General features: G+C 58.0%; 18 protein-coding genes. 6 read left to right on the top strand and 12 right to left on the bottom strand.

What is annotated here, in order from left to right:
* Window positions 1-170 precede the first annotated feature (170 nt).
* The 4 genes from ACFSE1_RS08205 to ACFSE1_RS08190 all read left to right on the top strand — a co-directional run bounded on the left by ACFSE1_RS08205 (window position 171) and on the right by ACFSE1_RS08190 (window position 4803).
* On the top strand, window positions 171-2072 hold the full coding sequence (locus ACFSE1_RS08205) for a methyl-accepting chemotaxis protein (protein WP_377399098.1): 1902 nt from the start codon (window positions 171-173) through the stop codon (window positions 2070-2072).
* A gap of 254 nt (window positions 2073-2326) precedes the next feature.
* The gene (locus ACFSE1_RS08200) at window positions 2327-3964 is read left to right on the top strand and encodes a Na+/H+ antiporter (RefSeq protein WP_377399784.1); all 1638 of its coding nucleotides are present in this window, start codon (window positions 2327-2329) and stop codon (window positions 3962-3964) included.
* A 123-nt stretch (window positions 3965-4087) separates the two neighbouring features.
* Window positions 4088-4501, top strand: coding sequence for a response regulator (locus ACFSE1_RS08195; RefSeq protein WP_377399095.1), 414 nt, complete (start codon window positions 4088-4090; stop codon window positions 4499-4501).
* 86 nt (window positions 4502-4587) lie between these two features.
* The gene (locus ACFSE1_RS08190) at window positions 4588-4803 is read left to right on the top strand and encodes a hypothetical protein (protein WP_377399092.1); all 216 of its coding nucleotides are present in this window, start codon (window positions 4588-4590) and stop codon (window positions 4801-4803) included.
* On the opposite strand, the gene ACFSE1_RS08185 is transcribed toward ACFSE1_RS08190, so the two are convergent.
* The 5 genes from ACFSE1_RS08185 to ACFSE1_RS08165 form a co-directional block, all read right to left on the bottom strand.
* Window positions 4804-5685: a DMT family transporter gene (locus ACFSE1_RS08185; protein ID WP_377399089.1), complete on the bottom strand. Its 882-nt coding sequence runs from the start codon at window positions 5683-5685 to the stop codon at window positions 4804-4806.
* Between the two features lie 106 nt (window positions 5686-5791).
* Window positions 5792-6619 carry an ABC transporter permease gene (locus ACFSE1_RS08180; protein WP_377399781.1) on the bottom strand — a complete coding sequence of 276 codons (828 nt, stop codon included), beginning with the start codon at window positions 6617-6619 and terminating at the stop codon, window positions 5792-5794.
* 7 nt (window positions 6620-6626) lie between these two features.
* Entirely contained in the window at window positions 6627-7394 is a 768-nt protein-coding gene (locus ACFSE1_RS08175; protein WP_377399086.1) for an ABC transporter ATP-binding protein, read from the bottom strand.
* 41 nt (window positions 7395-7435) lie between these two features.
* Window positions 7436-8461, bottom strand: a complete 1026-nt coding sequence (locus ACFSE1_RS08170) for an ABC transporter substrate-binding protein (protein ID WP_377399083.1) — start codon at window positions 8459-8461, stop codon at window positions 7436-7438.
* 311 nt (window positions 8462-8772) lie between these two features.
* Window positions 8773-9222: a DUF892 family protein gene (locus tag ACFSE1_RS08165; protein WP_377399080.1), complete on the bottom strand. Its 450-nt coding sequence runs from the start codon at window positions 9220-9222 to the stop codon at window positions 8773-8775.
* 193 nt (window positions 9223-9415) lie between these two features.
* Here ACFSE1_RS08165 and ACFSE1_RS08160 point away from each other — a divergent pair, with 193 nt between their 5' ends.
* Together ACFSE1_RS08160 and ACFSE1_RS08155 are read left to right on the top strand one after the other, a co-directional pair.
* A complete protein-coding gene (locus tag ACFSE1_RS08160; protein ID WP_377399077.1) occupies window positions 9416-10591 on the top strand; it encodes a zinc-dependent alcohol dehydrogenase in 1176 nt (391 codons plus the stop codon).
* Window positions 10592-10601: 10 nt separating this feature from the next.
* Window positions 10602-11402 (top strand): SDR family NAD(P)-dependent oxidoreductase, encoded by an 801-nt coding sequence (locus ACFSE1_RS08155; protein ID WP_377399074.1) that lies wholly within the window; start codon window positions 10602-10604, stop codon window positions 11400-11402.
* 135 nt (window positions 11403-11537) lie between these two features.
* Here the strand turns inward: ACFSE1_RS08155 and ACFSE1_RS08150 are convergent, their stop codons facing one another.
* From ACFSE1_RS08150 to betA, 7 genes are all read right to left on the bottom strand, one after another.
* Window positions 11538-11741, bottom strand: coding sequence for a hypothetical protein (locus tag ACFSE1_RS08150; protein ID WP_377399071.1), 204 nt, complete (start codon window positions 11739-11741; stop codon window positions 11538-11540).
* Between the two features lie 363 nt (window positions 11742-12104).
* Window positions 12105-13328 (bottom strand): DUF1501 domain-containing protein, encoded by a 1224-nt coding sequence (locus ACFSE1_RS08145; protein ID WP_377399068.1) that lies wholly within the window; start codon window positions 13326-13328, stop codon window positions 12105-12107.
* A gap of 2 nt (window positions 13329-13330) precedes the next feature.
* Complete coding sequence (locus ACFSE1_RS08140) at window positions 13331-14734, bottom strand: DUF1800 domain-containing protein (protein WP_377399065.1); 1404 nt, start codon at window positions 14732-14734, stop codon at window positions 13331-13333.
* Window positions 14735-14810: 76 nt separating this feature from the next.
* The gene (locus tag ACFSE1_RS08135; RefSeq protein ID WP_377399062.1) at window positions 14811-15263 is read right to left on the bottom strand and encodes a periplasmic heavy metal sensor; all 453 of its coding nucleotides are present in this window, start codon (window positions 15261-15263) and stop codon (window positions 14811-14813) included.
* Window positions 15260-15571 (bottom strand): hypothetical protein, encoded by a 312-nt coding sequence (locus ACFSE1_RS08130; protein WP_377399059.1) that lies wholly within the window; start codon window positions 15569-15571, stop codon window positions 15260-15262. The genes ACFSE1_RS08135 and ACFSE1_RS08130 overlap by 4 nt, the downstream gene beginning before the upstream one ends.
* Window positions 15564-16133 (bottom strand): RNA polymerase sigma factor, encoded by a 570-nt coding sequence (locus ACFSE1_RS08125; protein ID WP_377399778.1) that lies wholly within the window; start codon window positions 16131-16133, stop codon window positions 15564-15566. Before ACFSE1_RS08125 ends, ACFSE1_RS08130 begins: the two co-directional genes overlap by 8 nt.
* Window positions 16134-16273: 140 nt before the next feature.
* Complete coding sequence (gene betA, locus ACFSE1_RS08120) at window positions 16274-17926, bottom strand: choline dehydrogenase (protein WP_377399056.1); 1653 nt, start codon at window positions 17924-17926, stop codon at window positions 16274-16276.
* Window positions 17927-17945 lie beyond the last annotated feature (19 nt).

Here is a 17945-nt window from a genome sequence, read left to right as displayed (position 1 = left end):
TATCTGTAATTTCTCGTAGACGCCTCTCTTCGTGGCTGGAGATCGGTAGAGAGGTTATTCCCTAATTCCAGCCAAAGGTTGCTATGTCCGGTGAATGATTTGCTCGGCCATTCGCAGAATCGATCGCCGTGGAGCAGACCTTGAAGAACGTCTCGATTATCGGAAAGTTCATGACCATCCTGGCCGTTTTTGGCCTTTTCTCAATGGGTGCGGCAACCTATGCCGCTTTCAAGATCAAGTTTATCGATAGTGAGTATAGCCGACTGCTGGATGGTGAGGCGGTAGCAACAACCTATTTGGCCCGCGCCAACAGAGCGCTTCAGGCATCACGCGCGTCAATTGGCGATTTGCTGATGGCTCGGACGGATGAACAGAACGCAGCCGCAAGTAAGGAGTTGGAAAACAACCAGAAGTCTTTCGTCGACTTCATGGATAGAGCCGCTCTGGCAATGCCTGGAAATGCAAAGATCGCAGACTTGAAGTCGCAAGGTCTTAAAATTATCGATAGTTGCGCACCCTCAATTGATGCTGCGCGCAAGTCGACCATCGAAACTGAAGTTATAGCATCGCAGCTTCTCTTCCTGAAAGACTGCCAGCCGCTTTTCGTCCAGATCACGCCAGCCATGACCAAAGCGGTGACGGAGATCAACGAGACTTCAACCAAGAATTCCCAGGAGCTTAGCACAGCTGCTGGAGACACTGTGTTGCTTACCCTCGGTGGTTCCCTCGCTGGTCTCGCCCTCGTCATCTTCGGCTCTTTCGTCGCCATTCGCTCCTGGATTGTTCGCCCCGTTCAGTCGATGGCGTCAACCATGAATGTTCTGGCCAATGGTGACCTGTCGGCCCAGGTGGATGGTACGGAACGTCGTGACGAACTGGGCGGCATGGCGCGCGCCGTACAGGTGTTCAAGGATAACGGTTTGAAGGCCCGTGAACTGGAACGTGAGGCCGAAGGTGCTCGCTCAGCCACCGAAGCTGAACGTGCGCGCGCTGCGGAACAGGATCGTATTCGCGCTGCCGAAATGGAACAGGCAACATCCGGTTTGGCGCAAGGCCTGAAGAAGCTCTCGCACGGCGATCTGACCTTCCGTCTCGATCAGCCTTTCGCGGCAGATTTCGAAGCTCTTCGTTCTGACTTCAACTCGGCAGTCGTCCAGCTGGCGGATACTCTTCGTTCCGTGATGGATGCCAGTGGCTCCATCGACAATGGTGCCCGTGAAATCAGCCAGGGGGCAGAGGATTTGTCCAAGCGGACGGAGCAGCAGGCCGCTTCACTGGAAGAGACGGCAGCCGCTCTCGACGAAATCACCACCAATGTTTCCAATGCTGCCAAGCGCACGGAAGAGGCTCGCCACGTTGCTATCCAGGCAAACCAGTCTGCAAGACGCTCGGCGGAAGTCGTGTCCAGCGCCGTCAGCGCCATGCAGCGTATCGAACAGTCCTCAAGCCAGATCTCCAGCATCATCGGGGTGATTGACGAAATCGCCTTCCAGACCAACCTCTTGGCGCTGAATGCGGGCGTCGAGGCAGCGCGTGCCGGTGAAGCCGGAAAGGGCTTTGCAGTCGTGGCGCAGGAAGTGCGTGAACTTGCCCAGCGTTCCGCTCAGGCAGCCAAGGAGATCAAGGATTTGATCCGCAACTCGGGGGATGAGGTGAGCACGGGTGTGAAGTTGGTGCAGGATACCGGTGAAGCTCTGAAGGTCATCGAGCAGCAGGTCATTACCATCAACACGCAGCTTGATGCGATTGCCACATCTGCACGTGAGCAGTCTGTCGGCCTTGCGGAAGTCAACACCGCCGTGAACCAGATGGATCAGGTGACACAGCAGAACGCCGCCATGGTGGAGGAATCCAATGCAGCAAGTGCCACACTTGCTTCTGAGGTCCGCCGTCTGCGGGACATCATCTCACAGTTTGACGTTGGCAATTCCGACACTCGCTCTCAGCCTGCCCGAATTGAAGCGGCAAGGCCCGGTCATGCACCAGCGGTTTCCCCCGCGCGCAAAATGCTGGCCAAGGTGGCAAGCGCGGTAGGGCTGGGTAACACTGCCGAAAAATGGGATGAGTTCTAAAACAGGTTGCGCAAGGTTGGGCAGCAGTCTTGCGAAACGTCATGCGCCAGAAGAGAGGCTCAAAGCGTGAAGAGCGAATGTCAATATTGCGAAACGCGTTGAAAGCAGACCATCTTGCGCATCGATAATGGGAAGGGCTCGCCTTGGCGGGCCTTTTCTTTATCTGCCATTTGCCTCATGGCACCGATGGCAGGGTTGACTTGGGTGCCATGGGCCGCACATCCGCAGAGCGGATTGCAACGAGGGTCAATGGCATGGAAAGCATCAGCATCGCGCTCATCCTGCTTGTCGCAGTGGTGGCAAGCTCCATCGTGGTGCGCCTTTCCCCAGTCGCTTTACCCATCCCTCTCGTGCAAATCGCTCTTGGTGCAGCGCTTGCCGGGCTGACTGGCTCCGGCGTGATGCTGGAGCCGGATATCTTTTTCCTCCTGTTTCTACCGCCTTTGCTTTTCCTCGATGGCTGGCGCATTCCGAAGGAGCGGCTTTTCAAGGATAGGACGACCATTCTCGAACTCGCTTTGGGCCTGGTCATCGTCACCGTTCTGGGCATGGGCTTGTTCATCCACTGGCTGATCCCAGCAATGCCGCTCACGGTTGCCTTTGCGCTGGCCGCAATCATCTCCCCCACGGATCCCATCGCCGTCTCTGCCATTGCCGCGAAAGTGCCGGTTCCCAGTCGTTTGATGCATATTCTGGAAGGTGAGTCGCTGCTGAACGATGCGTCCGGTCTGGTTTGCATGCGTTTTGCCGTCGCAGCCACGCTGAGCGGAAGCTTTTCGCTTTCCTCCGCTTTCGGCGCCTTCCTGTGGCTTGCTCTTGGCGGCATTGTCGTGGGTGTCGTACTCACCTGGACGGTCACGCAAGCCAAGGACTACGTGTCACACAAACTGGGCGAGGAGAGTGGATCGCAAATCCTGATCAGCCTGTTGATCCCCTTTGGCGCCTATCTGGTTGCCGAGCATCTGGGCTGTTCAGGAATTCTTGCTGCGGTCGCCGCCGGTGTCACCATGAGCTATGCGGAACAGCGAGGCCGGGCGACACCCCTCACAAGGGTACGTCGGACTGCCGTCTGGGACATGCTCCAGTTCACGTTGAATGGCGTCATCTTTGTTCTGCTCGGAGAACAACTCCCGCGCATTGTTTCGGGGGCGGCACAAGTGGTTCGGGAAACGGGACATGATGAAACCGTCTGGCTGATTGCCTATGTCGGTGCCATCTCGCTGGGGCTTGCTGTGCTGCGTCTGACATGGGTCTGGGTATCGCTGCGCTTCACCATGTTTCGCGTCTCTATTGCCGGAAAGAATTTCAGAAGGCCGCACTGGAAGCTGATCATCGCGATTTCGCTTGCCGGTGTGCGCGGAGCGATCACGCTTGCTGGCATTCTCACATTGCCGCTCGCGCTGGATGACGGAACACCGTTTCCGGCACGCGATCTGGCAATCTTCCTGGCGGTGGGCGTGATTATCGTGTCATTGATCGCGGCCAGCATCGGCCTGCCGCCCTTGCTCAGGAACCTCGAACTGCCGCCAGAACCGGGCCACCAGCAGCAGGAAGACGAAGCACGCATCGCCGCGGCGCAGGCTGCGATCCGTGCCATTGAAAATGTTCAGCACGAACTGGCCGAGGGGCGGCCGGATGTTGATCTTTACGCGCAGGCTGGGGCGAGGCTGATGGACATCTACCGGCAGCGGATCGAGGGACGATCAAAAAGCGGCCAGGAGGCGGATCAGCTGAAGGCTATCCAGGCAATCGATCGTCAATTGCGCCTTGCAGCTGTGCGGGCGGAGCGCGACGCGCTTTTTCGCCTCAGCCGCCAGGGACGTTTACCTGATGATCTGGCACGGCGGCTGGTGCGTGAGGTCGATCTGGCCGAAACACGCTGGAGCGCCTAGCGAGATTGGAGAAATACGGAGAATCTTTGTGTTTTATTAAACATGTTTGCAAAGACTTGTGGATGGGGCCGGACTGAAACCCGCTGACACGCGTTGTGGGACGATAGCTTAGGAGTGGCTCACATGATGAAGGATCGGCAGTCCGTACTGGTCGTGGAAGACGAAATCCTCATTCGTCTGGCTCTGGTTGATCTTCTCGAAGATGAAGGTTTTCAGGTCTATGAGGCATCGAATGTTCTGGAGGCTGTGGCAATCCTCGGTCAGGCCGAAGCCATTGATGCCGTGATTACCGATGTGGATATGCCCGGCGCGCTAAATGGTTTCGACCTGATGCGTCTGGTTGCTTCCTGCTATTCACAAAGCCTCGTGATCGTTACATCGGGCGCGCACAGGCCAAGTGCGTCCGAGCTTGCGGAAGGTTGTCATTTCGTTGAAAAGCCGTACCGTTCGCAAACCCTGCTTGATCTGCTCGATCGTCACATCGAGGGATCGTGCGAGGGCGGCAAGCGAAATTTCAACGAGCGTCTGCGGGCATAACAGGCTCGCTTTACGTTCTGCTGCAAACCACGAGATGTCATAACGTCAAGGTACGTGGCAACTCTTGAACGACGAGGAGAACTGCCATGGAAACCACCGTCATCATCGAAAGCCGCGCTGACTTTGCCCAATGGGCAATCGAAAGAGCACAGGCCATCGTCGCAGAGCAGGGAGGCGATCTTGCCATCGCGGCACGTGATATGGACGAAGGGCGCCTCGGACTGACCGGCAATGCGCTGGGGCAGGCGATCGTTGATGCCCTGCTTGAAGTGTTCGATGGGCTCGCACCCACGGAAGAATAATCAGATATCCGGTCCGGCGATCCGCTTCGACAGGTGGTGCTCTCGCCAGACGGTGAAAAGGCCCGCCCCGACAACGATGATGGAGCCGACGATCATGTTTGTGGTGACCGTTTCGCCGAAATAGGTGGTGGCAATGATGATGCTCAGGATCAGCTGCAGATAGGTGATCGGCTGAACCTCTATGGCGGTCAGCAGCCTGTAGGCCTTGATCAGAAGGTAATGGCTCACGCTGCCGAAGATACACAGGGCAACCATCGCCGGCCAATCCTCCATACGGATGGGGGTCCAGTAAAACGGACCGATCAGGCTTATGAAGCCTGCGCCAATCAAGCCCGCATAGACAACGCTTGTGATAGCTGAATCATGCCTGCTCACGGCACGTGTCGCGATCCCATAAAACGCGTACATCAGGGCGGCAATCAGCGGTATCAGCAGCGTTATCTCGATTCTCACGTCCGTTGGCCGCAAGATGATCATCACGCCGATCAGCCCGACCACAATCGCGGCGCCTCGTCTCATGCCGACTTTTTCGCCGAGCAGGGGCACTGAAAGAATGGTGACGATCAGCGGCGTCGATTGCAGGATCGCCTGACTGACCGCGAGCCCCGCTTTCGTGAACGCGAAGATGACCACGACAATTTCAGTGACGAGCAAGATACCGCGCGCCACCTGGAGAAGCGGCCGCTTCGTGACCAGAGCTTTGCGAATGCCGCCCGATGATGTTGCGAGCAGCAAAACGAAGGCGGCAAAGGCCCAGAAGCGGATCATGGTCACCATGATCGGCGGATACTTGGCTCCGAGATATTTGGAGAAGGCGTCCTGACCCGCAAAGATGACGACTGCCGAGAGAACATAGAGGTAGCCGACGGTCTTGCTATTCATGAAATGCCACATTTCCGGGTATTGCTGTGAACCCGGGAGATGGGGCGGAAAGGCCGAATGTCATCCCGAACATCGGCATTTCGCCCGATTTGTCCCCCGATCCACCTTACCGCCAGCTGAGGAAGGTCCGTTCCACCTGTCCAATAAGAAAGCTGACGATGAGACCCAGCGTGGAGAGGATCGTGACACCGGCAAAAAGCTTTTCCAGATCGTAGAGCGAGCCGGCTTCGAGAATGTAAGCGCCAATACCATATTGTGCGCCGAGCATCTCGGCAGCCACAAGAAGGATGATTGCGATGGAGATCGAGACACGCAGGCCGGACAGAATGGCCGGAAACGCGCCTGGAAGAACGATCTTGCGCACGATCGACCACCAGTTCAGTCCAAAGCTCTGCCCCATTCGGATCAGGGATCGGTCAACGTTGTCGACCGCTCCATAGGTGGCAACGACTGTCGGGGTGAACGTGCCGAACGCGATCAACGCATATTTCGACATCTCATCGATGCCGAACCAGATGACGAACAGGGGCAAAAGCGCGATCTTCGGAATGGGAAACAGGGCTGCGACGAGGGGAACGAGTCCTGCACGAACATAGCTGAATAGGCCGATGAGAACGCCAAGCGAGATGCCCGCGACGATGCCGAGGCTTGCGCCTACGATCAATCGTTGAAGGGAGGGCAGGAGGTGACGCCAGAGGCCCCCCGAAGTCCATAGATCGACAAGCGTTTCCAGCACGGCCGAAGGGCGAGGAAGTGTGAGGCTGGAGATAATACCCAGCCGCGTGCCAGCCTCAGCGAGGAGCAGGAGTGCGATGAACAGCACGATTGCAACGCCGCGAACGGGAACGGGTGAAAATCCGCCGCCGCGAAAGGCAACGCGCTGCACGGCCGGCTTTTCTTTTGCGGGCAGGGCTTCGGCAGGCTCTGAAACCATGCTTGCCTCAGACATCGGTCAATTCCTTGTCCGCAGCCATGGCTTCCTCGCGCATGAGTTCCCAAAGCTGCTTTTGTTTTTCTTCGAGAAGGGCATCGCCGAGATGCCGTTCCGCGAGCGGGATGTCGATGTCGACGACCTCGCGAATACGTCCCGGACGGCGCGACAGCACGACAACCCGGTGTCCCAGTCTCACGGCCTCGTTGAGATTGTGCGTGACATAGACGGATGTGAATGGCTGCCGGGTCCACAACGAGATCAGATCGTCCATCAGCAATTCACGTGTCTGGCTGTCCAGGGCCGATAGCGGTTCGTCCATGAGCATGACGGCGGGGCGAACCGCGAGGGCACGACTGATGGCGACGCGCTGACGCATGCCACCAGACAGCTGTTTCGGCAGTGCCGTGCGGAAGTCGGTAAGGCGTGTGCGCTCCAGCACATCGCTGACGATGGCATCCATCTCACTTCGTCTAAGGCCGTGATCCTCCAGGACAAGGCGAATATTGCCTTCGACCGTCCGCCATGGAAGCAGTGCGAAATGCTGAAACACATAGGTCAGGGGGTTGAGGCAATCTGCAGGCGGTCGGCCCACCTGCAGCACTTCACCGGAGTCCGGCCGTTCCAGTCCTCCAAGGAAGCGAAGCAGCGTCGATTTTCCGCAGCCGGAAGGCCCAATGAGGCACACGATCTGGCCTTGCGGGATATCCAGTGAGATATCCCGCAATATCTCCATCTTGCCGTAGCGGTGACTTATGTTCTGAAGCTTCAGGTCCATCGAAAGAGCACCGCAAATCGCATACGAGCCGTCATCGACGCTTAGATCGTCTTGACGTAGGACGTATCGAAGAGCTGCTCCTTGGAAACGTCGTCCTTCACCATGCCTTCGCTTTTGAACCAGTCCAGCTGCTCGATGCAGCTGCCGAGCGAAAGGGCCAGTCCCTGGTTGATGCGCATGGCGCCTTCGATAAGGTTTTGTTTCGCGACCTCGAAGGGGCTGTCCTTCTCGACATATTTATGAACGAGCTTTGCCAGAGCATCCTGCTCGTCGGCGCTCGCTGTCTTGTCGACAAAGGCAGCATTGTAATCATCCACTGCCTTGGCATAGGCGCTGATGAAGCTTGTTGTCAGTTCGCGGTTTTCGCTGGCGTTCTTTGTCGAGGTGAAGGCGGTCGTTACCTGGTAATTGGGCGCATAATCAGCAACAAGACCGATCTGCTTTGCAGCGCCCTCGCGGATCATCTTGTTTGCCACATTGGCCTGGATGGCCCAGGCATCGATCTGTCCGGTCGATAAGGCACCCACAATCGCGCCGAGCTTCTGGAGGGGGCGAAGCTGGATATCTGACAGCTTGATGTTGTTCGCTTGCGCGATCTTATGTGCCATAAAATGGAATGAAGAGCCCGCTGTTGTGATGCCGAAGCTCTTGCCCGCAAGCTTGTCAGGACTCGTCAACCCTGCCTCGTAGGCCTTGTTGGATGCCAGAATGACAGCGCCCACAATGCCCTTCTGCTCGGTCAGTGCTCCGCCAACCACCTTCACTGCATTCTTCTGGGCAAGGCTTATCAAGCCACCGCTCATGGCAGTGACACCGAATTCGGCGTCGCCGGAAGCAATCGCGACGGCCATCGGCTGCGCCGCCTCGAAGAATTTCAGCTCGATATCGAGACCCGCATCCTTGAAGTAGCCGCGCTCAAAGGCGATGAAACCGGGAGCATGGCTCGCAAGTGTCAGCACTGCCAGATTTCGCTTGGAAGCCGCACGGGCAGGCATGCCGAGAGAAGCTGCTGCACTGGCCATACCGAGACCGATGAGGGCTTGGCGTCGATTGAGCGTGAAGTTCATGATGGGCTCTTCCTGAAAACGTCGAAGCGTTGGCGCATGCTGACCAAGTGCCACTCAGGCTCATCAATGACAACAAACTATTGCAGGTGTCGGGAAATTATTTCACAGAATTGGCGCCCTGCGGAATAAAATTATCGGCGCCTATGCCGAATTCCACAGAGTTCCGGGCGTTTTATGAATGCCCAAAGGCTTTGTCCCGCCTGAAATCGAACGCTCGGAACCGGAATCCAGCCTCGTTGGCATGTCCCTGGTGCTCACCCTTGTGCCGGGGGTGGGAGAGCCACTGTCTGTGCGGCTCTCCTGGATCCAGCTTACATCTGCTTGGCGGCGCTATCCATCCAGGCGCGATGGCGCTCTTCATCACGCAAGGCCTTTTCGAAGAAGGCGCGTGATTTTGGAATGGCGGCTTCATGGCGTGAGGCACGCTCATAGGCCGTCACCGTATCGTCTTCGTTGGTCTTCATGGCCTTCAGGATGGCGGAATCGCCCATCATGTCCGCAAGTGCAATTTTGCCTGTGGTCAGCATCTGTTTCATGTCGCCTTCGGTCGGGGCTTCTGCACCCAGCTCGCGGGCCATCTCATTCAGCACATCCAGATGCTGCAGATGATCCTGGCGGAAGGCAGCGATCTGGCTACTCAGCTGAGGATCTCGCAACCGCTCGATACAGGATTCGTAAGCCGCAATGGCGTCCCGCTCGAGATAGATGAGGTTGGTGACCAGTTTCTCGATGCTGGATTCGTTGCCGACCATGGTAACCATTAGATTCTCCTTTTGTGGTTCTGTAGGTCACCCAACTTCAAGCCTGTGCAGAGGTTCCATCATGCCGCAAGGCTAAGGCGTGTGCGCTTCAGAAGGCTTGCGCTTTCCGGGAACCATCCATGCCAAGCTCTGTTCGGCCCCTCGAGTTCATTCGGCAGCAATGGCCATCGCTGCTCAACACGAGGATCCCCGCATGAAAGCACTGACCTGGCACGGCAAGCATGACATTCGCTGCGAGAGCGTTCCCGATCCAGAGATTGAAGATGGGCGCGATGTCATTATTAAAGTGACAGCCTGCGCGATCTGCGGTTCCGACCTCCATCTCTTCGATGGGGTCATGCCCGATATGCATAGCGGCGATGTGATGGGTCACGAGACCATGGGAGAGGTGGTGGAGGTTGGCAAGGATACCAAGACGCTGAAGGTCGGCGATCGTGTCGTCGTTCCATTCACCATTTCGTGCGGAGAGTGCTTCTTTTGCCAGCGGGGCTTCTTCTCAGGCTGCGAACGCTCCAACCCCGAACCATCCCGTTCCAAAGTCACCAAGCTGTGGGGCAACAGCCCGGCTGGCCTGTTTGGCTATAGCCATCTTCTGGGAGGTTATAGCGGCGGGCAGGCGGAACATCTGCGTGTTCCTTATGCGGATGTCGGGCCGATCAAGGTGCCGGAAGGGCTGACCGACGAGCAGGTTCTGTTTCTCTCCGACATCTTCCCGACCGGCTATATGGCTGCGGAATTCTGTAACATTCAACCGGGTGACACCATAGCGATATGGGGTTGCGGTCCCGTCGGCCTGATGGCGATCAAATCTGCATTCATGCTGGGAGCTGAACGGGTCATAGCTGTCGATACCGTGCCGGAGCGGCTGGCAATGGCCAATCAATCCGGCGCTTTGACGCTCGATTTCAGGGATGAGGATATCTATGACAAGATCATGGACCTTACAGGCGGCCGTGGTGCGGATGCCTGTATCGATGCGGTCGGAACAGAAGCGGATGCCTCTGCCAGCTGGGATTCTCGCCTGGATCGCATCAAGGTGGCCACCTTCATGGGAACAGACCGTCCCCATGTTCTTCGCCAGGCCATCCATTGCTGCCGCAATTTTGGCACCGTGTCGATTGTCGGGGTTTACGGTGGGCTTCTCGACAAGATCCCGATGGGATCTGCAATCAATCGCGGCCTGACCTTCAAGATGGCTCAAACCCCGGTGCAGCGATATCTGCCCAACTTGATGGAGCGTATTCAGACAGGCCAGATCGACCCTTCATTCATCATCACCCATCGTGGAACTCTGGAAGACGGACCAGAGCTTTACAAGAAGTTTCGCGATAAGAAGGACGGCTGCGTCAAAGTCGTCCTGAAACCATGAGGAGCCCATCATGAACCCGGTAGAAACAGCAAAGGGACTGGCCGTTGTGACCGGCGCTTCGAGCGGAATCGGTTACGAACTGGCGAAGTGCGCAGCGCAGGATGGCTATGATCTCGTCATTGCGGCCAATGAGGCGCAGATCATGCAGGCGGCTTCCCGGCTGAAGGAGTTTGGCACGAAAGTGGAAGCCATTCAGGTGGATCTTGCCACGGTTGATGGCGTCAACAAATTGAAAGCAGGCATCGAGGCACTTGGCAGGCCTGTGGATCTTCTCCTGGCCAATGCTGGCCGTGGGCTGGGCGATGGTTTTCTGGATCAGGATCTTCAGGAAATCCGCTATGTGGTGGAAACCAACATCACCGGAACCCTCCACCTTGTTCACGCGGTCGGCAACCAGATGCGCGCTCGGGGGCAGGGCCGCATTCTGTTCACCGGCTCTATCGCTGGCTTCATGCCGGGCGCTTTTCAGGCCGTCTATAATGGCACCAAGGCCTTTATCAACTCCTTCTCCTTTGCGCTGCGCGAGGAGCTGAAAGGCACTGGCGTGTCGGTCACCTGCCTGATGCCAGGCGCGACGGATACGGAATTCTTCAATCGCGCCCAGATGGAGGATACGCCCGTAGGGCAGGCAAAGAAAGACGATCCGGCCTTTGTTGCAAAGGTGGGTTATGAGGCCATGATGGACGGAGAAGGCGATGTCGTCGCGGGCTGGAAGAACAAGATGATGACAGCAGCGGCGAATGTTACGCCTGCCGGAACGCTTGCCAAACAACACCGCAAATTGTCCGAACCGGAAAGCTCAAAACATTGAGGTGATATGCTGCAGGGGAGGCGCCGATGGATTTGGCGTCTCACTACCCTCCACGATCATCCACGCGCGGATTTTCTCCTGTTGGCCAGGAAACTCGCATCCGACAAATGGAATTGCCTGCGCCCAAGCCTGATTTCAGTTTTGTCCCCAATCCATTATCAAAGACAAAATGCCCTGTATCGCGGTCGCACCGCCAATGGGGGCGACGAGCAGAAGGAGCACATTGAAGCAGATGATCCAGGCGAGGAGTTTCTGCTGCCTGACGGTCAGGTTCGGTCTGGCTGGTTCTTGCCGGGGCGGTTCCGGTTTTGGATTGTAGTTTTTAAGATCCAGAAACATCCATCTGCCTCCTGTTCCGGCATGGCTAGCCTGCATCTGTGCCGGAAACTGCACCTTATCAGATCCCCGCTCGTACATTCAAACATACATGGCGGCGAAGAGAAGGAAGGAAACGGTATAGATCAAGAATGTGCCGTTCCATTGCAACGCGGTGAGATAGGCTGACGACGCCATGATTGCCGAGACGAAAAGCGGGCCGACCTATCCCTGCACCATGTGCCAGAAGTGGCGTTCATCAACACAGAAATAGCCCATCAACATCGTGTTGACGATTTTGAGTACGACCGCTTCGGAGGCCCCGACCCCCAATCGCGTCAAAAAGATCATCGAAAGGCTAGAGGAGGACTGCAAACCGCCGCTGGGTCAGGTTATCAGTCCCTTCATGGGTGTAACGCCTTGCGATCCGGGAAATACGGCTTCTGCAAGATGAACGGCATCTGCGCCCAGCAGGTCGACCGCAACACCTTTGATGACGGCCCGTAAATCCGTGGTCGCGGCGAGATCGCGACCCTCGAAGAGCTGCTTATCCTTCAGGCCCGGCCAGTCGGTGATCACGCGTCCACCGCGAATAGCCCCGCCTGCCAGAAAGGCAGTTGTTGCGGTACCGTGATCTGTGCCTTCTGTACCGTTAATCCGGGCCGTGCGGCCAAACTCCGTGGCGACAACGATGGCAGTGTCTGCCCAGGCAGGACCAAGTTCCTGCTGGAAGGCTAGCAAGGCATCGTCCAGTCCGGTCAATTGCTTGGCAAGACGCTGGGTCTCCTGTGCGTGGGTATCCCAGCCCTCGAAAGCCAGTGCGGCGACGCGCGGCCCATCCGTCTGTGCAAGAAGGCGCGCGGCACCGCGTGCCATCTGCTCCATGCCGTCCGGGTCTCCCGCTCCACCCTTGGCCTTCATGTCGAGACCGGCTGCGATCCTGCCTGTTTCGACACCTTCCTTCAGCAACTGTAAGAGCAGCGGATCGGTCTTGCCGTAGAGGTCTGCCAGACGAGGTGCCAGGTCGCCATCTGCCTGTCTCAGGATTGAAGGTGCCCAGCCAAGAACTGGCGCCTTTCCTCGAATGACAAGCGGTGCCGTCGAGCCAACCGACAGTCCACGCACCGGTTCGGAAGGGCCGGGTGCAATACGCTCACCGGCAGGTAGCCCCTCCAGCAGGCGGTTCAGCCAGCCGCTCTCCACATGGCCGGGCACTGTGTAGCCGCTTTCCAGAACATCCTGTCCATCGAAATGCGAGCGCTCCCGATAGGGAGTGGCGCAGGCATGGACTACAGCGGCCTGCCTCGCCTGGAACATACGCTGAAAATTCGGCATGGATGGGTGAAGAGCGAAGAAACCGTCCAGAGCAAGGACGGAGTTCTCACCTCCAAAGGGGATGCCATCCGTCTGGCGCAGACTTTCATAATCCGGATCTCCGATCGGCGGCACGGCGGTGAGCCCATCGAGCGCTCCGCGCAGGATGATGGTGATGAAACGGGGATCGCGTCCCTGTGCCGCATGCGCGAACTTTGGCATGAATGCCCAGGTGAACATTGCACCGGAGGCGCCGAGGAACGCGCGTCGTGTGGGGTTGAGGTTTTCGCACAGCATCGTCAGCACCTCTGGAATTCGGGGGAAAGAAAGGCGAGCGACAGTCCTTGTGGCCGCGTCTCTGCCCGGGAAATGGCTTGCAGCGTATCGTCGCTCAGCAGCGGGCCCAGTCGATCTGCGGCAAAGCTGCGGGGATCGTGCGACCCTGGCAATTGGTGAGCAAAGAGATTGGCCGCATCGATGCGGGTCGCCAGCCCCTCTGATGAGGCCCAAGCGTCCGTCACATCGGCAAATCCGTTGGGGCCGGATGGGTTCCAGAGCGGCTGGCCAAGAGCGCGGAGCGTCGACACGATTTGTTGCGGCTTCGGCTTCAGTCCGGTGCTGCGCAGGAGCGCTACAAGATATTGCACTGGCTGCCGCATTTTCTGCAGGCGCGGCTGCCACGCCAGATCAGAGGACAGCATCGCCTTGTAGACGGCAGAAAGATTGCCGCTTGATTTGGTATAGGCCGCGGCCATCAGCAAAACAAGCGAAGCTGGTGGCTCATCTGCCACGAAATGCCGCGCCAGCTTGAAGGCCAGATGGTGTGCCGTGGCGGGGTGGTGTGCCAGATCGCGCAGGACCTTCCTGCCCTGCTCAACACCGCCCTGGCCATAGGTTATGCCCATAACGGTGTGATCGCCCGGTTCATGGGCATTGGCGTTGAAACTGAAGGCACCTTGCGGGCCGGGCTTGTTGTCGTTGCGGTACACGGTCCAGCCGGTGATGATCCGGGCCAGAGACGTCACATCCGCCTGGGTGTAACCGCCATCGACTCCCAGCGTGTGAAGCTCCATGATCTCGCGCGCCAAATTCTCGTTCAGGCCGCGCTTGCCCTGTCTGTTGGCTGGCGAATTGGGGCCGATGGACTGGCGATTATCGAGAAATACCAGCATTGCAGGGTGCGTTTCGACGGCCAGGAGCAAATCTTCGAAGGAGCCGAACAGATTTGGCCGGATTGCTTCGCGTTCAAAGGCTCCGGCAGCAATATGCACCTCTCCGCCCTTGCTCGTTGCAACGGCAAAGTGATTGGCCCAGAACATTGCCAATCTTTCGCCAAAGCCGATCATCGGCTCGTGGATTGTGCCGTTGAAGCGGGCATCCACTTCATCCAGAAAAATCTGCTGTGGAAGATAAGGCCGCTTCTCAGGCTTGGCCTGCGCAGTTGCGGGATCCATGGCAGGTGCTGTCGGCAAAGGGCGTTCGCGCCTGGCTTTTTCTTCCGCCTGAAACTGATAGAGAGAAACAAGTAGATCCTGCGTGGAACGCAGCGTGCCGCCTTGGGGTGTCGGGACCGCTTTTTCCGTCACTTCCTGCAAAAGAAGGTCGCGAGGATCCTCCTTGATGAGGGCGATGCTGCCTTCCTTGGCACCCAGGCCAAAGCGCCAAAGCGCCAAAGCCGCATCCAGATCCTTTGGGTTTGCCATGACCGATCCGAACTCCTTTTCGTTATCGGTCTTTGAACGGGAGCAACAGCAATAATCCGTCGCTTCCCAATCAAGGTCATTTCGTGGCAGGTGTTTTCGGAGCCTCCCGCCCGATCAGCGCATCGGCAAGTCGCCGCCGTTGTTCCACGGAAAGGCCGCTTGCAAAACGGGCAGCGCTTTCTTCCGCGGCCGCCCGCACAGCAAGTTCCGCCTCGCGCGCACGCCTCAGGGCATCGGAGAGGGCTGCTGCATCAAGCTCCGGCTTTCCAAGAAGTGCTGCCGCCTCGACGCGCGCCTGCCGCGCTTCTAGCTGTACAGGCCGCACCTCGCGCCGAGCATCGGCCAGTGCTGTCTGAAACGCTTTGCGTTCCTGTGCCGGTAATTGCTCTCCCGCCAGCGGCAGCCGCGATGGCACCTGATTTCTGCCTCCATAAAGATAGAAACCGGCGCCTCCGAGCACCGCCGCCAGCAGGAAGGTGTTCAGCGCCAGAAGCCCGATGACGAGCCTGCGAAAACCTGTGTCGTTCATTGTTCCTCCTGCAGCCGGCTGGCTTCGCTTTCGCCCTGTACCAGACCGAAGGCTGTTTCCTGATCTGCGCGCACATAAGGCTCAATAGGTGTGATGATGGCGACGGTTACCGCCCCGCTCAGACCACCCGCAAGGCCGAGGCTGACCAGTCCTGCACCGATCATCCAGTGGCGTCTACGAGTGCGCCTGGCTGCCTGCTGCGCGCCGAGATTAAGGATCCTGCCCATGAGTACGGCATCCGGTTCCGCCACTCTGTAGGACGTCAGAAGCCGTTCGAACGTTCTGTCGGTATCGTGTGTTTCAGGCATCGTCTCGTTCTCCTAACAGAATCTTTCGGAGGGCGCGCCTTCCCCGGGAAAGCAGGCTTTCCAGAGCATCCACGCTGATGTTCATGACTTCCGCCGCCTCGCGGTTCGACATATCTTGATAATAGACCAGGATGATTGCTTCCCGCTGCCGGGGAGGCAGTTCCTGAAGCGCGCGCTCCACCCGTGGCCCCTGCTGATCGTCACTTAGTAATCCGGCGTCCGGCAATGGACCAGGGTCGATCTGTTCCGGCACGTCATCCGTCGGTATGTCTCGACGCTTGCGCAATCGATCATAACAGAGGTTCAACGCAACGCGGTGCGCCCAGGTGTCGAACTTGGCGCTACCCTGTTTCCATGTGCCAGCGTGCTTCCAGATCCGCAGGAAAACGTCCTGTGCCACATCTTCGGCTTCGGAGCGGTCTCCGAGCATGCGTTGGGCAAGCGCCAGGAGCCGAGGCAATTTCGCAGACACCATAAGGCGCATGGCCTGTGGGTCGCCCCGCGCCACGCGCTGCACCAGTTCTGCGTCCGGATCACTGCTCATTTGTTCTCGCCGCGACAGCCGCGACGATGATGGAGTGAAAGGGGCCTGACTTCAACAGATCGACCTGTCCCGTTTTCGTGTGTCGAAAGCATGAGCCTTCCAACACCTCTCTAACGGATCCTGCGAGCAGTTCCGTCGCGGCTATTCCCCTTTTTTTCTCAGCGGTCACTCACCTGCCAGTTGGGATTGATCCAGGGTTCCTGATTGCTGCGCGGCAGAGGATCGCGGCCCAGAATGTGATCGGATGCCTTTTCGCCCGTCATGATGGAAGGACTGTTCAGATTGCCATAGGTGACGTGCGGAAAGATGGAGGAATCAGCAACTCGCAGCCCCTCTACTCCAATTACCTTTGTGGTTGGATCGACAACCGCCATCGGGTCGCTCTCCCGGCCCATCTTGCAGGTGCCGCACGGATGGTAGGCCCCCTCAAGATGCTCGCGCAGGAAAGCATCGATTTCTTCGTCGCTTTGTACGGCGGCGCCGGGCTGAATCTCATCCGCGACATAAGGTGCGAAGGCTGGCTGGGCGAAAATCTCTCGCGTCACGCGCACGGCATGGCGGAACTTCACCCAATCTTCCGGATCACTCATATAGTTGAAGCGCAGCACAGGGGCATCTTTCGCATCCGGCGACCGCAATGTGACGGAACCGCGCGCTTTCGACATATTGTAGCCGACATGAGCCTGAAAACCATGGCCTTCCGCTGCCGATTTTCCATCGTAGGATACGGCGATCGGTAGGAAGTGATATTGAATATCCGGCCATTTGACGCCAGCGGCGGAGCGAATGAAGGCCGCCGCTTCAAACTGGTTGGATGTGCCGAGACCTTTCTTGAGGAACAGCCACTGTGCTCCCACAACACCCTTCCAGAACCAGTTGTTGCGAGAGTGCAGCGTGACTGGTAGCCTGGACCGGAACTGATGGTAATATTCCAGGTGGTCCTGAAGGTTTTGCCCCACGCCCGGTCGATCGGCCACCACGTCAATACCCATCTCTTTGAGATGGCCTGCGGGGCCGATACCGGACAGAAGGAGGATCTTGGGCGAGTTGAATGCCGACGCAGCGAGAATGACTTCGCGATTGGCCCGCACAATCTCGACCCGACCGTTGAGCTCGATTTCAACGCCGACGGCCCGCATGCCTTCAAAGACAATGCGGCGGGCATAGCACCGAATGAGCCGGCAGTTTGGCCGCTTTAATGCAGGCTTCAGATAGGCATTGGCGGCAGACCATCGCCTTCCCTCCCAGGTGGTCTGCTCCATAAGGCCGAAGCCTTCCTGTTTTGAGCCGTTGTAATCCTCTGTGACGGGGAAACCTGCCTGCCTGCCCGCCTCAATGAAGGCGCGATAAAGCGGGTTGCGCACTTCCCCGCGCCGCACATGCAAAGGTCCGTTCGTGCCGCGCCAACCCTCCTCGCCGCCATGCGCATGTTCCATCCGCTTGAAGTAGGGCAGAACATCCGCATAGGACCAGCCGGTTGCGCCCATGTCGGCCCAGCGGTTGAAATCCTCGGCGTGACCGCGCACGTACACCATGCCATTGATGGAGGATGAGCCGCCGATGACTTTGCCGCGCGGCGCGATCATGCGCCGGTTGTTGAGATGCGGCTCGGGTTCCGACAGATAGCCCCAGTTATAGCGGTCCATGTTCATGGGATAGGCCAGCGCCGCCGGCATTTGCACGAACGGCCCGATGTCCGATCCGCCGAATTCCAGCACGATGACCGAGTGCCTGCCATCTTCCGACAGGCGATATGCCATGGCAGAGCCTGCCGAGCCGGAACCGATGATAACGAAATCTGCCTGGTTCATGGAAATCGCCCTTCCTACA

The organism is Affinirhizobium helianthi (assembly GCF_042680945.1).
Classification (GTDB): Bacteria; Pseudomonadota; Alphaproteobacteria; order Rhizobiales; family Rhizobiaceae; genus Neorhizobium; species Neorhizobium helianthi.
Note: the sequence above shows the minus strand (reverse complement) of the source record. Positions and strands in the feature narration are given on the sequence as shown.

Coding starts and splice junctions, on each gene's coding strand:
- ACFSE1_RS08205 (WP_377399098.1), top strand. CDS start 171: ATGACCATCCTGGCCGTTTTTGGCCTTTTCTCAATGGGTGCGGCAACC.
- ACFSE1_RS08200 (WP_377399784.1), top strand. CDS start 2,327: ATGGAAAGCATCAGCATCGCGCTCATCCTGCTTGTCGCAGTGGTGGCA.
- ACFSE1_RS08195 (WP_377399095.1), top strand. CDS start 4,088: ATGATGAAGGATCGGCAGTCCGTACTGGTCGTGGAAGACGAAATCCTC.
- ACFSE1_RS08190 (WP_377399092.1), top strand. CDS start 4,588: ATGGAAACCACCGTCATCATCGAAAGCCGCGCTGACTTTGCCCAATGG.
- ACFSE1_RS08185 (WP_377399089.1), bottom strand. CDS start 5,685: ATGAATAGCAAGACCGTCGGCTACCTCTATGTTCTCTCGGCAGTCGTC.
- ACFSE1_RS08180 (WP_377399781.1), bottom strand. CDS start 6,619: ATGGTTTCAGAGCCTGCCGAAGCCCTGCCCGCAAAAGAAAAGCCGGCC.
- ACFSE1_RS08175 (WP_377399086.1), bottom strand. CDS start 7,394: ATGGACCTGAAGCTTCAGAACATAAGTCACCGCTACGGCAAGATGGAG.
- ACFSE1_RS08170 (WP_377399083.1), bottom strand. CDS start 8,461: ATGAACTTCACGCTCAATCGACGCCAAGCCCTCATCGGTCTCGGTATG.
- ACFSE1_RS08165 (WP_377399080.1), bottom strand. CDS start 9,222: ATGGTTACCATGGTCGGCAACGAATCCAGCATCGAGAAACTGGTCACC.
- ACFSE1_RS08160 (WP_377399077.1), top strand. CDS start 9,416: ATGAAAGCACTGACCTGGCACGGCAAGCATGACATTCGCTGCGAGAGC.
- ACFSE1_RS08155 (WP_377399074.1), top strand. CDS start 10,602: ATGAACCCGGTAGAAACAGCAAAGGGACTGGCCGTTGTGACCGGCGCT.
- ACFSE1_RS08150 (WP_377399071.1), bottom strand. CDS start 11,741: ATGTTTCTGGATCTTAAAAACTACAATCCAAAACCGGAACCGCCCCGG.
- ACFSE1_RS08145 (WP_377399068.1), bottom strand. CDS start 13,328: ATGCTGTGCGAAAACCTCAACCCCACACGACGCGCGTTCCTCGGCGCC.
- ACFSE1_RS08140 (WP_377399065.1), bottom strand. CDS start 14,734: ATGGCAAACCCAAAGGATCTGGATGCGGCTTTGGCGCTTTGGCGCTTT.
- ACFSE1_RS08135 (WP_377399062.1), bottom strand. CDS start 15,263: ATGAACGACACAGGTTTTCGCAGGCTCGTCATCGGGCTTCTGGCGCTG.
- ACFSE1_RS08130 (WP_377399059.1), bottom strand. CDS start 15,571: ATGCCTGAAACACACGATACCGACAGAACGTTCGAACGGCTTCTGACG.
- betA (WP_377399056.1), bottom strand. CDS start 17,926: ATGAACCAGGCAGATTTCGTTATCATCGGTTCCGGCTCGGCAGGCTCT.